The sequence below is a fragment of the Bradyrhizobium sp. AUGA SZCCT0169 genome, assembly GCF_018130085.1.
Classification (GTDB): Bacteria; Pseudomonadota; Alphaproteobacteria; order Rhizobiales; family Xanthobacteraceae; genus Bradyrhizobium.
In genome coordinates, this window is record NZ_JAFCMC010000007.1 from 64,489 (window position 1) to 80,612 (window position 16,124).

Below are 16,124 nucleotides of genomic sequence, written 5' to 3' on the forward strand. Positions count from 1 at the left end.
CCGCCCAACGTCCGTGACGACGGCCGACGCCCTTCTGACCAGGGCGGGATGGCGATAGATGCGCACTGATTTGGGTCGGCCGACAACAGAAATATTTTCGATTTACAGAAATTCTCTACTTGACACGATTTCCGCAAATCAGAACTGATTTGCCCGTCGGGTTGTTTTGTCGCAGTGCCGTCATTGCGAGGAGCGAAAGCGACGAAGCAATCTAGAGCCGCTATGCCGCGCTATGGATTGCTTCGCTTCGCTCGCAATGACGAACGACACCTACCTTTGCGGCAGCCGCTCGAAACTCGGCATGCCCTCGGGGACGTGGTGGTAGGGCTGCTTGTCGACGGTGTAGATCGCGATCTGCGGGCCGTCGAACAGGGAGGGATCGTCGAGCGTGCCGACTTTCACCACGACACCCGGCAGTCCCGGTGGCCTGGTCACGACATGGGTGCCGCATTCGGCGCAGAACTCCCGCGTCACCGCGCGTTCCAGATCGGTGCGCTTGAACTGTTTGGGAGTCTCCTTGGTGTATTTGAAGCCGGCGATCGGCATCACCAGGAACATGTTGGTCGAGCCGCCGGTGATATACTGGCATTCGCGGCAATGGCACTGCGCTTTCATCATCGGGTCGCCCTCGGCCTGATAGCGCACCTTGCCGCAATAGCATCCGCCTTCGAGTTTCATGACGTCCTCCCGGTTATTGTTGCGGTCAATTCTGCGCCGCGTGCAGGATTTGGCAATGCTTTTTTAGCTCTGGTTTCTGTTCCATCGTGATTTCAGCGATTCCCGGATTAGTTTGTGCACGACGACGAAGGCGAGTCTGCTGGCAGGAGCATGGGATGGACGAGGACGGTTTCTGGAAAATCGTGCAGCGCGCGCACGATAGTTCGGGCGGCGATATGGACCAGAAATGCGACGCGCTGCGGCACCAAATCGCGGCACTGCCGAAGGACGAGGCGCTCGATTTTGCGCGGTTGTTCAATGAAAAGATGGACCAGGCTTATGACTGGCCGCTCTGGGGCGCCGCTTACGTCATCAATGGCGGCTGCAGCGACGATACCTTCTCCGATTTTCGCGCCGCGTTGATTTCCAGGGGACGTCAGGCGTTCAAGCTCGCGCTGTCGGATCCGGACTCACTGGCGGACGACGGCTTTGATGAATTGGACTGGTTCTACGAAGGCTATCAATACGCCGTCAACGATGGTGTCGAAGCGGTTGCCGGCAGTCCACCGCAGCGGAGTGCGCCGGCCCATCCTTCCGGAGCCGAGTGGCAGGAAGACGAGGTCTACGACCTGTTTCCGAAACTCGCCGCGAAGTTTGGATGAAAGCGCGCGCGCTTGTACGAATGGTGCGCGGTTGCCCCCGCCGCACTCTCGCGGTCGCGACAAACGCCTATTGCGTCCGCGCCAACCTCACTTGGCCGAGGTGCATTTCTTCGCGGCTGCGCTTCTCAAGAATTTCGAGCTGACCGCGCTCCACGAGCAGCATCAGGCGTCGTTTCAACCACTCAAAATCAATGCTGACGATTTCGTCGTCAAGTTCGGAAGCCATAGCCGTCCCAATGATCCTCGATACGCGCTGCCAATCATCGGTTGCCAACTCCATCAGCTGGGAATCAAAATAAGAAGCTTCCGCCGATACTAGCATGCCATTTTCGATCACGCGGAGCGGCGCATTCTCAGAGATCAGTTGCCGCCACACGTCGAGGTACTGCTCGCGCCTGTTGGTCGGCAATGGCGCGGCGAGGTCCCAAAGTTGGTTAAGGCGAATGTTGTCGTCGCGCAGGTGGGCCAAGCAGGGGGCCAAGACGGGCAGTCGCGGTGGGCCGCGCTCCGGGGAGGGAGAGATCAATACTTCGCTTAAATCAATGATGTCGAATGGGGTATCACCCGACTGCCATAGCCAATTCAGAAAGCCGCAATACTCATGTGCAGACCGTCGGCTCAGCCACACGATCTTTCGATGGTCAGGAAAAAGAGCATCGTCCCAATCTCGTCCAGAAGAGACCCGGCTTTCGGGTTCGGTCCGACCGAGTTCTTTTTCGAGCCATATCGCGCGCGCTGAGGGATCAGACGGATCGATCGGACCAAGGTTCAGATCATGCCACGTCGTAACGACCTGATCTTTCCGGCCCGCTTCCCTCAGTGCCCGGACGAGGTTGCTCCCGCCTGAGAGCGTGAAAACGAAATGAACGATGGTTTGCGTCATCATCGATCCTCAACGGAGGGACCGTGATGGCATCTTCAGAATCTCGCGTCCAGCCCGGCATGCATCGCGACGAAACAAAAAGAAAGGGGCTCCAACTTGCGCTGGAGCCCCTCAACGGTCAGGGCATTGCCGGGTATGTGCCCGAACCGGAGTTGTGGGTGCGACCCCTTGGGGATCGCACCCCGGGAGAACTCACATGTTGTAGGCGCGTTCGGTGTGCTCGGTGACATCGAGGCCTTCACGTTCGGTCTCGACGTTGACGCGCAGGCCGACGATGACATCGACGACCTTGAACAGGATGGCAGAACCGATGCCCGACCACACCAGCGTGGTGCAGACGCCCCAGAGCTGCGAGACCATCTGGGCTGCGAAGTCGTATTCCGCGATCTTGCCGATGGTGTAGTCCATGACGCCGGTACCGCCGAGCGCCGGGTTCACCAGGATGCCGGTGCCGAGCGCGCCGACGATGCCGCCGACGCAGTGGACGCCGAACACGTCGAGCGAGTCGTCATAGCCAAGCGCATTCTTCACCACGGTGCAGAAGAACAGGCAGACGATTCCGACCACGAGACCGAGCACGATGGCGCCCATCGGACCGGCGTAGCCGGCCGCGGGCGTGACTGCTACCAGGCCCGCCACCGCACCCGACAACGCGCCGAGCACGGAAGGGTGACCCTTGACGATCCATTCCGCGAACATCCAGGCCATCGCCGCCGCAGCCGTTGCAACGAAGGAGTTGGTCATGGCGAGCGCGGCGCCGCCGGAGGCTTCGAGGTTCGATCCGGCGTTGAAGCCGAACCAGCCGACCCAGAGCAGCGAAGCGCCGATCATGGTCATGGTCAGCGAGTGCGGAGCCATCAGCTCCTTGCCGTAACCGACGCGCTTGCCGATCAGGAGCGCACCAACGAGACCGGCGATGCCGGCGTTGATGTGCACCACGGTGCCGCCCGCGAAGTCGATCGCGCCCTTCTTGAAGATCCAGCCCTGGTCATCCCCGAAGGCGGTCTTCGCCGCATCGAAGGCGGCCTGCGCAGCCGCTTTGTCCGTCGCGGCTTCGAAGGTCTTGAGCGCGGCAGTAATCGCGTCCGGTCCAGCCCAGTACCAAACCATGTGCGCGATCGGCAGATAGATCAGGGTTACCCAGAGCGGTACGAACAGCGCGACAGCCGAGAACTTCATGCGTTCGGCGAAGGCGCCGACGATGAGTGCGGGGGTGATGCACGCGAAGGTCATCTGGAAGCAGATATAGATCAGCTCGGTGATGTTGACGTCGGCGGAGAAGGTCGCCGCCTGAGCGTCGAGAATCGTCTTGCCTTCCGGCGCGATCTTCAGGAACGCCTTGGAGAAGCCGCCGATGAAGTCCGATCCGCCGGTGAAGGCGAGGCTGTAGCCGTAGACCGCCCAGATCAGGGTGACGATGCAGACGGTGTAGAAAACCTGCATCAGGACCGAGAGCATGTTCTTGGAGCGGACCAGACCACCATAGAACAGCGCAAGGCCGGGGATCGTCATCAACAGCACCAGCACCGTCGACGTGAGCATCCAGGCGTTGTCGCCCTTGTTGACTGTGGCTTCCGCGTAAGCGGAGGTTGCGGCGAACATGCCGACGGCGAGGGCCGTCAGTCCCGCGCTATAGGGACGTTTGAACGTCATTTGTTGTACTCCTGAGTGTCTGGGTTGAGCGCGAGATCAGAGTGCCGCGGCATCCGCCTCACCGGTGCGGATGCGAACCGCATGGTCGAGGTTGATGACGAAGATCTTGCCGTCGCCGATTTGTCCGGTTTTTGCTGCCGAGGTGATGGCGTCGATGGTCTTGTCGACCTGATCCGAGGCCACCGCGACCTCGATCTTGATCTTGGGCAGGAAGCTCACCGCGTATTCAGCGCCGCGATAGATTTCCGTGTGGCCTTTCTGCCGACCATAGCCTTTGACTTCCGTCACCGTGAGACCGTGAACGCCAATGGCGGTCAGGGCGTCCCGGACTTCTTCGAGTTTGAATGGCTTGATGATCGCCATAACAATTTTCATGGGTCCTATCCCCGCTTGGCCCGGTTCAGACGGACCGGGCGTTCTCGACTGAGGTTCACCACGCGGAGAAGTTCACTTCGCGGGCACAGCCAGAACCCTTAGAATCAAATGCCGTGCCAGAACGGCGGATTTCCCTAACAGTTTATGAATCCGGGCCTTTTCGGCCTTTCGGGGAGGGGAACCAAACTGCGCTATTCCGTCGCGCTTAAAAAATAGGCATGGCTGGTCAAGGAGCGGGCACGCCAGACTCCGGACATAATCCTGCCCAGTGCGAGGGCAGGAAGCCGCTATTCTAGATGGGTAGTTCTACTGAAGCGCCTCGCCGTGCTGCGAAATATCCAGGCCTTCCAGCTCCTGCTGCAGTGACACCCGCAGCGGCACGAACGCGCTCACCAGTTTGAGCAGCACATAGGTGACGCCGCCCGACCACACCAGGGTGACGCCGATGCCGTAGAGCTGGATCAGCACCTGCTGCGGGTTGTTCTCGATCAGGCCGGCGCTGCCGCCGATGGCTGACGTTGCAAACACGCCGGCGAGCAGGGTGCCGGTCATGCCGCCAATGCCGTGGACGCCGAACACGTCGAGCGAATCGTCATACTTGAAACGGTGCTTGAGCCAGGTGCAGGCCCAGAAGCAAACCAGACCCGCCACAATGCCGATGATGATTCCATGCCACGGTGCGACGTAACCGGAGGCCGGCGTGATCGTGCCGAGGCCGGCGATCGCGCCGGAGATCATGCCGAGCACGGAGGGTTTGCGCCGCGTCGCCCATTCGATCGCGCCCCAGGTCAGCGCGCCGGCGCAGGCCGCCAGATGCGTTGCGGTGATGGCCATCACGGCGCGTGAATTCGCCGCCAGCGCCGAGCCGCCGTTGAATCCGAACCAGCCGACCCACAGCAATCCGGTGCCGATGACGGCGAGCGACAGGTCGAACGGGGAAAGATTGTCGCTGCCATAGCCGTGACGCTGACCCATCACCTTGGCGGCAACCAGACCGCCGATGCCGGCGGACAGATGCACGACGAGGCCGCCGGCAAAATCCAGGACGCCCATGGTGGCGAGAAAGCCGCCGCCCCACACCCAATGCGCCAGCGGCACATAGACGAACATGAACCAGCCGATCGAGAACAGCAGATAGGCCGAGAACCGCATCCGGTCGGCCACCGCGCCCGCCACCAGTGCCACCGTGATGATCGCAAACGTCATCTGGTACAGCACGAACAGTATTTCCGGAATCGTCTTCGCCGCCGGGTGGACGCTGTCCATGGTGACGCCGATGAGGAACCAGCGGTCCAGCGTGCCGATCCAGGGACCTTCGCCGACGAACGCCAGCGAATAGCCGAAACACACCCAGAGAATCGAGATGATCGCGACCGCAGCCAAACTCTGCGCCATTGTCGCCAGCACGTTCTTCTTGCGCACCATGCCGGAATAGAACAGCGCCAGGCCCGGTATCGTCATCATCAGGACGAGCGCGGTGGCGACGATCATCCACGCGGTGTCGGCCGCGTTGATGGTCGATGTCTGCGCAAAGGCCGGTGTCGCCGGCCAGACGTTCATCGCAAGAATGCTGAGCGCAGCGATCTTCGCTGCACGAATCGAGAGTGCCCCCATGGAATTTCCCCGGCCTGTTGTCGTTCTGTTGTCGTTTTTTGTTCGCGCGTCAGGCGTCGTTGCCCGCGCGCGTTGAACTGAACTGCAAACTTTAGAGCGCGTCGCTGTCGGTTTCCCCAGTGCGAATGCGAAGTGCGTGATCGATCGGCGTCACGAAGATCTTGCCGTCGCCGATCTGGCCGGTGCGCGCATGTGCGGTGATGACCTCGACCGCCTTGTCCGCGACGTCGGAGGCGACCGCGATTTCGATGCGCAGCTTGGGCAGGAAGTTCACGACATATTCGGCGCCGCGATAGATTTCGGTGTGGCCCTTCTGGCGGCCGTACCCCTTGACCTCGGTGACGGTCATGCCGTGCACGCCGATGGCCGTCAGCGCCTGACGCACCTCGTCAAGTTTGAATGGTTTGATGATCGCGACGACGAGTTTCATGGTCAGGCCTTCATGTCTCTTGGGATGCACTCTTGGACGTTTCTCTTGGAAGTTTCTCTTGGAAGTTCTCGGTTGGTCTTTTGGACGGTCTTTCCAGCGGTGTTTTTGACGATCTTTTTGACGTTCTTTCGGGCGTGTTCGGCAGGCAGGCCGCCCGGCGGCGCGCTGCCAAAATCCAAATCTGGCATCTTTCTATGCAAATGGCACAAAAAACTTGCAGGTTTAAGGGGAAAACATTTGCAAGCGGTGACCTCGGTCACTGTACAGGGAATATGATCCTCCGACAGAATGGGTTTTTCGCCAGCCGCCCCGCCGGCTTCCGCCGTTTCCACGACCAAAGGGATTAAAAATGTCGAACCGATCGTGGTTTTATGCAGCGAATGGCCAGCAACAGGGGCCTTTTCCGGAAGCCCAGCTGCGCGATCTCATTACGAGGGGGACAGTCAGGGCCGACACGCTGGTCTGGTCCGAGGGAATGTCCGGCTGGCAGCGCGCGGGCGAAATTCCCGGCCTGATGCCGGCGGGTGGCGCCCCGCCGTCGGTTACCCAACCGGGCGGCCCGCCGCCGATGAGCAGCGGCGCTGGCGGTTATGCGGGCGGAGGCGGTTACGGGGGTGGCCCGCTGTCGATCGATTTCGGCATCCTGGAGTTTGTCTGGCGCAGCCTCGTGATGATTATCGGAATGGTGCTGGTGATTCCGGCGCCGTGGGTCCTGGTCTGGTATCTCAACTGGATCGTGCCGTGCGTAAAGGTGCCGGGCCGTCCGAACCTCAGCTTCACCGGCAATGCGATGACCATCGTTCCCTGGTATTTCGGATTTATCGCGATCGTTATTGCCGTCGCCTTCCTCGGCAGTGACGTTCTCAGCAATCTGATAAACCTTCTCCAGATCGTGCTCTACTGGCTGTTCGCCAAATGGTTCGTCGCGAACCTCGCGTCCAACGGACAGCCGCTCGGGCTCAGCTTCACCGGCTCGGTCTTGGCCTTTCTGGGATACTCGATCCTCGGGGTGCTCGCGATATTTACGATCATCGGCTGGGCGTGGGTGTATACCGCGATGATGCGGTGGTTCTGCCGCAACATTCAGGGTACGCAGCGCGAAGTGCTGTTCATCGGCACCGGGCTGGAGTTCCTGTGGCGTGCGATCGTGGCGGCCATTGCGTCGATCTTCATCATCCCGATTCCATGGGTGTATCGATGGATGTGGCAGTGGCTGGCGTCGCAGACGGTGTTGGCCGAGCGAGGCGCGCAGCCGAACGGGTAGGCGTGATCGCTCGAAAACGCTATGTCCGGCGCTGGCGGATCGAGCCTTCCTGGGCCACCGACGCCACCAGCGTGCCGTCGGGCTTGAAGATCAGGCCGCGGGCCAACCCGCGGCCGCCCTGTGCGCTCGGTGAATCCTGCGAATAAAGCAGCCATTCGTCGGCGCGGAACGGCCGGTGAAACCACATCGCGTGATCGAGGCTGGCCGGCATCACGTTGCTGTCGAACAGCGTGCGGCCGTAGCGCGCCATCACGGCATCGAGCAGCGAGAAATCCGACGCATAGGCCAGCGCGCACATATGCAGCGCCGGATCATCAGGGAATTTTGCCGCGGTGCGGATCCAGACATTGATGCGGCCGTCGTCGATCTTCTCGCCGAAATAGCGGCCGAGTTCGACCGGTCGCAACTCGATCGGCCGGTCCATCTCGTAATAGCGCTGGATGAACTCCGGCATCTCCTTGAACACCGGTTGTTTCGCCACTTCTTCGGCGGAGAGCTTTTCCGGCGGCGGCACGTCCGGCATCTTGTCCTGGTGGTTGAAGGCGCCTTCCTCCTCGGCATGGAACGAGACCATGATCGAGAAGATCGCGTTGCCATGTTGAATCGCCGTGACGCGGCGGGTCGAATAGCTCTTGCCGTCGCGCAAGCGTTCGACCTGGTAGATGATCGGTACCTGCGGGTCGCCCGGCAGGATGAAATAGCAGTGCAGCGAATGCGGCAGCCGGCCTTCGACGGTGCGGCACGCCGCCACCATCGCCTGTCCGATCACCTGGCCGCCGAACACCCGCTGCCAGGCGGTTTTCGGGCTGTTGCCGCGAAACAAATTCACCTCAATCGGTTCGATGTCGAGGATCGAAATCAGGTCGGTCACGCTTGCGGACATGGCGGCACTTTCGGTTGCTTGGGTCATTCCGGGGCGATACGAAGTATCGAACCCGGAATCTCGAGATTCCCCGATGTGCGATAGCACATCTGAGGTTCACGCGAAGGCGCGTGCCCCGGAATGACGGTTTGGCCTTGTTTCAGGCCTCTGTTTCACCCAGCTATAGTCATGTAGCAAGTACAGACCATGACCCGCGAGTAAGGATTGCATGCCGGCACAGCGAAGTATTGTCATCTGCGGCGGCGCCTTTGCGGGGCTGGCGCTGGCGCTGGCGCTGCGTCAGGGCCTGGGCCGCGATATTCCTGTCATCGTGGCCGATCCGGCGCTGGCCTCAAAGCCGAGCCGCGATCCGCGCGCCACTGCGATCGTCGCCGCCTGCCGGCGGCTGTTCGAGGCGCTCGGCGTCTGGGGCCAGATCGCGCCCACCGCGCAGCCGATAACAGACATGGTCGTCACCGATTCCAGGCTGGAAGACGCCACCCGTCCGGTGTTCCTCACCTTCGCGGGCAATGTCGAGCCCGGCGAGCCGTTCGCGCATATGGTCGAGAACCGCTATCTGATCGATGCGCTGGTGGCGCGGACCGAGGCCGAGGGCATCGAGCTGCGTGCCACCGCCGTGGCCTCGTTCGATTCACGCACCGACGGCGTCGACGTGACGCTGGCGGACGGCACGATCATCGAAGCCAGCCTTTTGGTCGCCGCCGACGGCGCGCGCTCAAAGCTGCGCGAACGCGCCGGGATCGCCACCCATGGCTGGGACTATGATCAATCCGGCATCGTCGTCACCGTCGGCCATGAGCGCGATCATCACGGCCGCGCCGAAGAGCATTTTTTGCCGGCAGGCCCGTTCGCGATCCTGCCCCTGACCGGAAAGCGCTCGTCGCTGGTGTGGACCGAGAACCGCACCGAGGCCGCCCGCATCACCGCGCTCGGCGAGGACGAATTTCATGGCGAGCTCGAGCAGCGCTTCGGCCTGCATCTCGGCGAGGTCAAGACGCTCGACAAGCCGCGCGCGTTTCCGCTCGGTTATTTCGTCGCGCGCTCCTTCATCGCCGAACGTCTGGCGCTGATCGGCGACGCCGCGCATGTGATCCACCCCATCGCAGGGCAGGGCCTCAATATGGGGCTGAAGGATGTCGCTGCCTTGGCCGAAGTCGTGGTCGATGCGGCGCGGCTCGGCATGGATCTCGGCCAGGCCGACGTGCTCGAACGGTATCAGCGCTGGCGCCGGTTCGACACCATGGCAATGGGAGTTGCGACCAACTCGCTGAACTTGCTGTTCTCGAACGAATCGACGCTGCTGCGCACCGTGCGCGACATCGGATTGGGCCTGGTCGACCGCGCGCCGCCGCTGAAAAGCCTGTTCATCCGCCAGGCCGCGGGCTTATCAGGCGAAGTGCCGCGGCTGCTGAAGGGCGAGGCGTTGTAAGGACGCGAATGGCGAATGGTTTTCCTATTCGCCATTCGCCACTCACTATTCGCCCGCTTCAATCGATCTTCCTCGCCTCTTCCGGCAGCATGATCGGGATGCCGTCGCGGATCGGGTAGGCGAGTTTGGCGGAACGCGAGATCAGCTCCTGGCGGGCGGCGTCGAACTCCAGCGGGCCCTTGGTGATCGGGCACACCAGGATTTCCAGCAATTTCGGATCGACGGTGCTGTCGAGGCGTTCGGTCGAATTCATTTGTGATCTCCAGCTTGGCCGGTCCCTTAGCACACCAAACTTGTCATCGCGAGGTGGCTATCCGCAGCATTTCGTCGAGCATGGCCTGTTGCTGCGCTTTCGGCAGCGGCTGGTCCGACAGGGCAAACCCGAGAAACGCCCAATAGAGGATTTGCGCGCGGGCGCGGGCCACCTCCGCGGCTAGGCCGGATTGCGTCAACAGGCTCTCGACATAGCCGAGCCTGCGGCGGTCGATCGCCTGCACCGCCGCCCGCGCCGCGGGATCGACGCTGGCCCAGGTGCGGACCGCGTTTTCCAGCGCCAGTCTTGCGCCGAACACCCGGCGCAGCAGCACCTCGAGCGGATTCTCTTCCTTTGATGCGGCCTCGACCCCGGCGATGATCTGCTCGGCGGCGATTTCGCGCCATTGCTTGAGGATCGCGGCATGGAACGCGGAAATATCCGCGAAATGCCAGTAGAAACTGCCGCGCGACACCCCCATCGCCTTCGCCAGCGGTTCCGCCTTCAGCGCCGTGAAGCCGCTTTTCGCCAGTGTCTTCAGACCCTGGTCGACCCAATCCTGCCCCGAGAGTTGATCGCCCATGTTCCCGTCCTGCGACATCCCACCATACACTACTGTATTGACAGACGCCAAGCCTCGGCGCATAACCATACACAACTGTATGGAGGCGTCATCCGATGCGCGATATCATTCTGCAATGCGCCGGCGCCGCCGGAATTGCGGTGTCCCTGATTCACGGCGTGCTCGGCGAAACCAAGGTGTTCGCCAAAGCGACCATCCAGCCCGAGAGCCTGCGGACCCTGATCCGGCTGGTGTGGCAGGCCGGCACCGTGGCGTGGATCGGCGGCGCCGTGCTGCTGATCGCAGCGCCTTCCTTCGGCTCCGAGAGCGCGCGGCACTGGATCGTCATTACCGTGATCGCGATCTACGCCTTTGCCGCCGCGGCGAATGCGTGGTGGTCGCGCGGACGCGGTTTTGGATGGAAGGCGCTGACCGCCGTCGTCGCACTGGCGGTCGCGGGATATTAGGCATCGCCCGACGTCGAAAGAACTGCCGCGGTGGCAAACGGCGGTGCTCTCCTGCCGTTCGCCGGGCTCGACCGGCGCACGCACGGTGTCGCCAATTTTGTGCAGCACATCGTCTGGCTATGGCGCGAGCTACCCGTCCCCGTGATCGCCGCCGTTCACGGCATTGCGCTAGGCGATGGCTTCCAGCTCGCCCTTGGTGCCGATATGCGATACGTCGCGCCGGGCACGCGCCTCGGTATTATCGAGGCGAAGTGGGGATTGGTGCCGAGTTGGAGCAACCCGTGAATACGAACCGTTTTTCTCTATGATCGCAGCAAACGCATTAACGTCAACGCTGCCGCAGCCCGTATCACCACGGAAAGTTCCGTACTACTACGGCTGCGCTTCCTCGCTAGTTCCGCTTTCGCTCAGCGCAAAAGTAGTTCCGCACGCGGTTCCGGATCGAGCGGTTCAATCGATCAAATGCACACTAACGGGCAGATAGATCGAGGTTTTCCGTAGAATCCCTGATGTATTCAACCATTATACATTCGCTCTTTACGTGCGGATAACTACGCCCTCGGAACCTGCAAGAAAATTAAGGAGTCGAATAGCCAGCGCGGGTAACCATGGTGAGGTACAACCATGGCCGAATGACATGTTCCGCGTTCTTAGCTGCCTTACGGTCGAACACGACTGGAGATTTGTTCTCCTCGCCGGCCTCGTTTGCTTTGTCGCAAGCGTCGTCGCCATCCATATCTTTCATCGGGCGATCTCGTCGCAATCCAGGACGCGGCTGATCTGGATTGCAATTGCGGGCGCCGCGATCGGGTACGGGATCTGGGCGACGCACTTCATCGCGATGCTCGCTTACGAGCCCGGTGTTACGACCGGATACGGCGTGGCCTTGACGGCACTGTCGCTCGCCGTGGCAATGATACTGACGTCCGGCGGGTTCGGCTTCTCCGCCAATGCGCCCGGCCGGTGGCGTGCGCCCATCGGCGGTGGAATCATCGGCGCGGGCATTGCCAGCATGCACTATCTCGGCATGTGGGCGCTCGAAGTCCCGGGCCGGGTCACCTGGTCGCTCGATCTCGTGTTCGCCTCCATCCTTATCGGCATGGCGTTCGGTTATGCGGCGCTCGCGTTCGCGGTCCGCTACAAGGATTTGTGGGGAACATTTGTCGCGGCGGTTTTCCTGACGCTCGCAATTGTCTCGCATCATTTCACGGCGATGGGCGCGGTAGAAATTGTCCCCGATCCGACGCGGGCACCTGACGAGATGTCACTTTCTCCCGCCTTTCTCGCTGTCGCGATTGCGGGCGTGGCGCTGTCGGTGCTCGGGATGAGCCTGGTCGGCGTGCTGGCGGATCGCCGCCTCGCCAACCGGACGCGCAAATTCGAGGAAATCATCGATCAGCTCTCGCACGCGCGACAGCAGGTCGAAGGCTCCCAAAGAGAATTGCAGGAGCAGAAGCTCAGGCTCGATTCGGCGATCAATAACATGGGCGAGGGTCTCTGCATGTTCGATGCGGAGAAGCGGCTTGTCGTCTGCAACGATCGATACGCGAAGATGTATCAGCTGCCGCCGGAACTGTTGCGGGCGGGAACATCACACCGCGAAATCATCGAGCATCGCATCAGCAACGGCATCCTCAAGACCGGCACCAATGACGGCGCCGCAAAGGTGATGTCGGCCCTGAATGCGCTGCCAAGCAACGTCCCGGCAAGCCGAGTCGACGAGCTCGCCGATGGTCGATTGATCTGCGTTACGAGGCAACCGATGCCCGGTGGCGGCTGGGTGGCGACGCACCAGGACGTCACCGAGCAGCGCAGGTCCGAGGCCAAGATCACGCATATGGCCCATCATGACGCGCTGACCGATCTGCCAAACCGCGTCCTGCTGAGGAAGCGCCTGGAGCTCGCCCTTTCCATCACGCGCAGGGGAGGCGCCGATCTCGCGGTGCTCATGCTTGATCTTGACCGCTTCAAGGAGGTCAACGACACGCTGGGGCACCCCACGGGAGACGCCCTGTTGCAAGCCGTTGCGGCGCGGCTGCTGGGGTGCGTCAGGGAAACGGCGATGGTCGCGCGGCTGGGCGGCGACGAGTTCGCCGTCATTGAGTGCGTGGAAAATCCGCTGGTGGAAGCCGTGGCGCTCGCCGAACGCATCAAGGCTGCGCTTTGCGAGCCTTTCGATCTTGGCGATCACCGGGTCACCGTCGGAACCAGCATCGGCATTGCCGTCGCGCCACGCGACGGAACCGATTCCGATGAGATTCTCAAGAAAGCGGACCTCGCTCTGTACTCCGCCAAGAATGGCGGGCGTGGTTCCTTCCGCTTCTTCGAGCCGGAACTCGACGAACTCATGCATGCCCGCCGCAACCTCGAACGGGATATGCGGAGTGCGATTTCCAATAATGAGTTCGAACTGCGTTACCAGCCGATCGTCAACTTCAAGAACGGCAAGATCAGCGGCTTTGAGGCGCTGCTGCGTTGGCATCATCCCGAGCGCGGTTGGGTCATGCCGGGCGATTTTATCCCGCTCGCGGAAGAAACCGGCTTGATCGTGCCGATCGGAGAGTGGGTATTGCGGACGGCGTGCGCGGAGGCGGCAAAATGGCCTGCCCATCTCAAGATCGCGGTAAACCTGTCTCCGGCTCAGTTCAGAAGCAAGGACCTGGTTCGGGTCATTATCAGCGCCCTGGCTGGTTCGGGAATTGCGCCGCAAAGGCTCGAACTCGAGGTTACCGAAACGGCCATCATGCACGACAGCGAAGCCGTGTTCGCTGCGCTCGGTCAGCTGCACGAACTGGGCGTTCGAATTGCCCTGGATGATTTCGGCACCGGCTATTCATCCCTGAGCTTCTTGCAGAAGTTCCCATTCGACAAGATCAAGATCGACCGCAGCTTCGTCAGCGAGCTGACGAGTCCGAAGAAAGAATCCCGCGTCATCGCGCGCGCGGTGGTTCGATTTGCCGTAAGCCTCGGCAAGACCACGACGGCAGAAGGCGTGGAAACCAAGGAACAATGGGACATCCTCAGCGGAGAGGCCTGCCTCGAATCGCAAGGCTATTACTTCAGTCCGCCGGTAACGAGCGCCGAAGTCGCGAAAATGGTGCGCTCGCGGGCCAAGGCAGCCGCGAACGCGGCGTAGCCGGCGCGGTCTACTGCAGGCCGGTATCGCCGCCGCTGGTGCGCTTCTTGGCGAGGTCCATCTCGGTTACCGCGATCAGGATTTCCGCGCGCGTCTTCAAATCGGGCGCTTCCAGCATCGCCTGCTTTTCGGCGGGGCCATAGGGCGACATCATCGCCAGCGCATTGACCAGCGCCTCGTTGGGCGCGCTCTCGATGCCCTCCCAATCCACTTTCAAATTGTTGGCGTTGAGAAAATCGGTCAGCACCTCGAGCAGCGCCTCGCGGTCGACTGCCTCTTCGCCCTTGCGCGCGGTGAAGTCGTCAACAAAGGGGAAGAAATCCACCTTGCATTGCCGGTACGCGGTCAGCACCGTCAGCTCTTCGACCACCCGAAAGCGCGAGATGCCGGTGAGTTCGAGGATGTAGCGACCGTCGCCGGATTCGGCGAGCTGGGTGATGCGGCCGACGCAGCCGACCTTGAACAGCATCGGCCGCGCTTCGTCCTTGCTGTGGGAAATATCCGGCTGGATCATCCCGATCAGGCGGTGACCGTCGCGCAGCGCGTCGTCGACCATCGCCAGATAGCGCGGCTCGAAGATGTTGAGCGGCATCTGGCCGCGCGGCAGCAGCAGTGCACCCGGTAGCGGAAACACCGGAATGATTTCGGGAAGCTCGCCGGGTCCGCGGTATTCGGCATTGATCGGCATCTGCGGCCCCGGCTCTACTGCATGAGATGTCTATGTCTTGTGCGTATTCTTAATCCAAAACCGGCGTCCACGGTTGCGGAATACGCAACTCACGAGAACAGGATTGTCGACAGCCGCCTGCGGCCATCCACGGTCGCTTCATCGGCGCCGCCCCACGCTTCGAAGAACTGCACCAGCTGCTTGCGCGCGCCATCCTCGTTCCACTTGCGGTCCCGCTTGACGATTTCGAGCAGCTGGTTGGTCGCTTCGGCGCGGTTGCCTTGTGCGTTGAGCGCGGTCGCCAGATCGAATCGGGCCTGATGATCGAGCGGGTTTGCGGCGACTTTCTGTTCCAGCTCGGTGACCGGGCCGACCGATTGCGCCTGTTCGGCGAGATCGATCGAGACCTGCACGGCCTTGACGGCGGCGTCATTGCGTTTGGATTCCGGGACCATCGCGATGGTCTGCTTGGCCTGCTCGATGGCACCGGTCGTCACGTAGCATTTCGCAAGACCCGCCAACGCGGCGATATTGGTGGAATCGATCGACAGCACCTCGGCATAGATCTGCGCCGCGGCAGCCGCATCGCCTTCCGCCAGCACGGCTTCGGCCTCGGCGAGAATTTCGGCAATGTTCGGTTCGCCCGGTGCGGCCATGCCCTTGGTCAGCTTGTCGATGAAGGCGGTGACCTGGCTCTCCGGCACCGCGCCCATGAAGCCATCGGCGGGCTGGCCGTTGACGAAGGCGATCACGGCCGGGATCGACTGGATTCCCATCTGGCCGGGGATCTGCGGATGCTGGTCGATGTTCATCTTGACCAGCTTGACCTTGCCCTTGGCGGCGCGGACGGCCTTCTCGATGATCGGCGTCAACTGACGGCACGGACCGCACCACTCCGCCCAGAAGTCGATCAGCACCGGCTGGCGCTTCGATTCCTCGATGACGTCCTTCACGAAGGTCTGGGTGGTGGTATCCTTGATCAGATCGGGTACGGCCTGCGGCGCGGGGCCGCCGCCCTGCTCAATTATCGTCACGATGTATCCTCGCCTGATGTCTTGAAAACTGGTCTCGAAAGCTGTCCCAGAGATTGGCGCCCTTCTAGCACGGAAGGGCGCGAAGTTCTCATCCGCTAGATGGCGGCTTGGTCACAAAATTCAATCGGCCCGGCCCGCAGCGTGCTGCCCCGAAC

The 16,124-nt window shown here is 61.7% G+C and carries 17 protein-coding genes and 1 pseudogene; 7 read left to right on the forward strand and 11 right to left on the reverse strand.

What is annotated here, in order from left to right; genetic code table 11:
• Positions 1–270: 270 nt before the first annotated feature.
• A complete protein-coding gene (locus JQ609_RS11085; RefSeq protein WP_192740635.1) occupies positions 271–678 on the reverse strand; it encodes a GFA family protein in 408 nt (135 codons plus the stop codon).
• 155 nt (positions 679–833) lie between these two features.
• Between JQ609_RS11085 and JQ609_RS11090 the strand changes: the two genes are divergently transcribed.
• Positions 834–1,319 (forward strand): DUF4240 domain-containing protein, encoded by a 486-nt coding sequence (locus tag JQ609_RS11090; RefSeq protein WP_212273438.1) that lies wholly within the window; start codon positions 834–836, stop codon positions 1,317–1,319.
• A gap of 67 nt (positions 1,320–1,386) precedes the next feature.
• Here JQ609_RS11090 and JQ609_RS11095 read toward each other — a convergent pair whose 3' ends face one another.
• The 5 genes from JQ609_RS11095 to JQ609_RS11115 all read right to left on the reverse strand — a co-directional run bounded on the left by JQ609_RS11095 (position 1,387) and on the right by JQ609_RS11115 (position 6,274).
• The gene (locus JQ609_RS11095; RefSeq protein ID WP_212273439.1) at positions 1,387–2,205 is read right to left on the reverse strand and encodes a DUF3658 domain-containing protein; all 819 of its coding nucleotides are present in this window, start codon (positions 2,203–2,205) and stop codon (positions 1,387–1,389) included.
• A gap of 189 nt (positions 2,206–2,394) precedes the next feature.
• The gene (locus tag JQ609_RS11100) at positions 2,395–3,855 is read right to left on the reverse strand and encodes an ammonium transporter (RefSeq protein WP_212210259.1); all 1,461 of its coding nucleotides are present in this window, start codon (positions 3,853–3,855) and stop codon (positions 2,395–2,397) included.
• A 36-nt stretch (positions 3,856–3,891) separates the two neighbouring features.
• Positions 3,892–4,230 carry a P-II family nitrogen regulator gene (locus JQ609_RS11105; protein WP_008142813.1) on the reverse strand — a complete coding sequence of 113 codons (339 nt, stop codon included), beginning with the start codon at positions 4,228–4,230 and terminating at the stop codon, positions 3,892–3,894.
• A gap of 306 nt (positions 4,231–4,536) precedes the next feature.
• The gene (locus JQ609_RS11110; protein WP_249119232.1) at positions 4,537–5,790 is read right to left on the reverse strand and encodes an ammonium transporter; all 1,254 of its coding nucleotides are present in this window, start codon (positions 5,788–5,790) and stop codon (positions 4,537–4,539) included.
• 145 nt (positions 5,791–5,935) lie between these two features.
• Complete coding sequence (locus tag JQ609_RS11115) at positions 5,936–6,274, reverse strand: P-II family nitrogen regulator (RefSeq protein WP_192740630.1); 339 nt, start codon at positions 6,272–6,274, stop codon at positions 5,936–5,938.
• A 32-nt stretch (positions 6,275–6,306) separates the two neighbouring features.
• Between JQ609_RS11115 and JQ609_RS11120 the strand changes: the two genes are divergently transcribed.
• Together JQ609_RS11120 and JQ609_RS11125 are read left to right on the forward strand one after the other, a co-directional pair.
• A complete protein-coding gene (locus JQ609_RS11120; RefSeq protein ID WP_212273440.1) occupies positions 6,307–6,621 on the forward strand; it encodes a hypothetical protein in 315 nt (104 codons plus the stop codon).
• Positions 6,622–6,623: 2 nt separating this feature from the next.
• The gene (locus JQ609_RS11125) at positions 6,624–7,538 is read left to right on the forward strand and encodes a DUF4339 domain-containing protein (protein WP_212273441.1); all 915 of its coding nucleotides are present in this window, start codon (positions 6,624–6,626) and stop codon (positions 7,536–7,538) included.
• A 19-nt stretch (positions 7,539–7,557) separates the two neighbouring features.
• Here the strand turns inward: JQ609_RS11125 and tesB are convergent, their stop codons facing one another.
• Positions 7,558–8,421 carry an acyl-CoA thioesterase II gene (tesB, locus tag JQ609_RS11130; RefSeq protein ID WP_212273442.1) on the reverse strand — a complete coding sequence of 288 codons (864 nt, stop codon included), beginning with the start codon at positions 8,419–8,421 and terminating at the stop codon, positions 7,558–7,560.
• 208 nt (positions 8,422–8,629) lie between these two features.
• Here tesB and JQ609_RS11135 point away from each other — a divergent pair, with 208 nt between their 5' ends.
• Complete coding sequence (locus tag JQ609_RS11135) at positions 8,630–9,850, forward strand: ubiquinone biosynthesis hydroxylase (RefSeq protein ID WP_212273443.1); 1,221 nt, start codon at positions 8,630–8,632, stop codon at positions 9,848–9,850.
• 58 nt (positions 9,851–9,908) lie between these two features.
• Here the strand turns inward: JQ609_RS11135 and JQ609_RS11140 are convergent, their stop codons facing one another.
• Together JQ609_RS11140 and JQ609_RS11145 are read right to left on the reverse strand one after the other, a co-directional pair.
• On the reverse strand, positions 9,909–10,103 hold the full coding sequence (locus tag JQ609_RS11140) for a Trm112 family protein (protein ID WP_212273444.1): 195 nt from the start codon (positions 10,101–10,103) through the stop codon (positions 9,909–9,911).
• A gap of 43 nt (positions 10,104–10,146) precedes the next feature.
• Positions 10,147–10,686: a TetR/AcrR family transcriptional regulator gene (locus JQ609_RS11145; protein ID WP_212273445.1), complete on the reverse strand. Its 540-nt coding sequence runs from the start codon at positions 10,684–10,686 to the stop codon at positions 10,147–10,149.
• 95 nt (positions 10,687–10,781) lie between these two features.
• On the opposite strand from JQ609_RS11145, the gene JQ609_RS11150 reads away from it, so the two are divergent.
• The 3 genes and pseudogenes from JQ609_RS11150 to JQ609_RS11160 all read left to right on the forward strand — a co-directional run bounded on the left by JQ609_RS11150 (position 10,782) and on the right by JQ609_RS11160 (position 14,268).
• Entirely contained in the window at positions 10,782–11,132 is a 351-nt protein-coding gene (locus JQ609_RS11150; protein WP_212273446.1) for a hypothetical protein, read from the forward strand.
• A pseudogene (locus tag JQ609_RS11155) lies at positions 11,133–11,399 on the forward strand (enoyl-CoA hydratase-related protein); the annotation flags it as partial.
• A gap of 370 nt (positions 11,400–11,769) precedes the next feature.
• Positions 11,770–14,268, forward strand: coding sequence for an EAL domain-containing protein (locus JQ609_RS11160; protein ID WP_212210267.1), 2,499 nt, complete (start codon positions 11,770–11,772; stop codon positions 14,266–14,268).
• 10 nt (positions 14,269–14,278) lie between these two features.
• Here JQ609_RS11160 and JQ609_RS11165 read toward each other — a convergent pair whose 3' ends face one another.
• On the reverse strand, positions 14,279–14,956 hold the full coding sequence (locus JQ609_RS11165) for an LON peptidase substrate-binding domain-containing protein (protein WP_212210268.1): 678 nt from the start codon (positions 14,954–14,956) through the stop codon (positions 14,279–14,281).
• Positions 14,957–15,045: 89 nt separating this feature from the next.
• On the reverse strand, positions 15,046–15,969 hold the full coding sequence (trxA, locus tag JQ609_RS11170; RefSeq protein WP_212273448.1) for a thioredoxin: 924 nt from the start codon (positions 15,967–15,969) through the stop codon (positions 15,046–15,048).
• Positions 15,970–16,124: the final 155 nt, after the last annotated feature.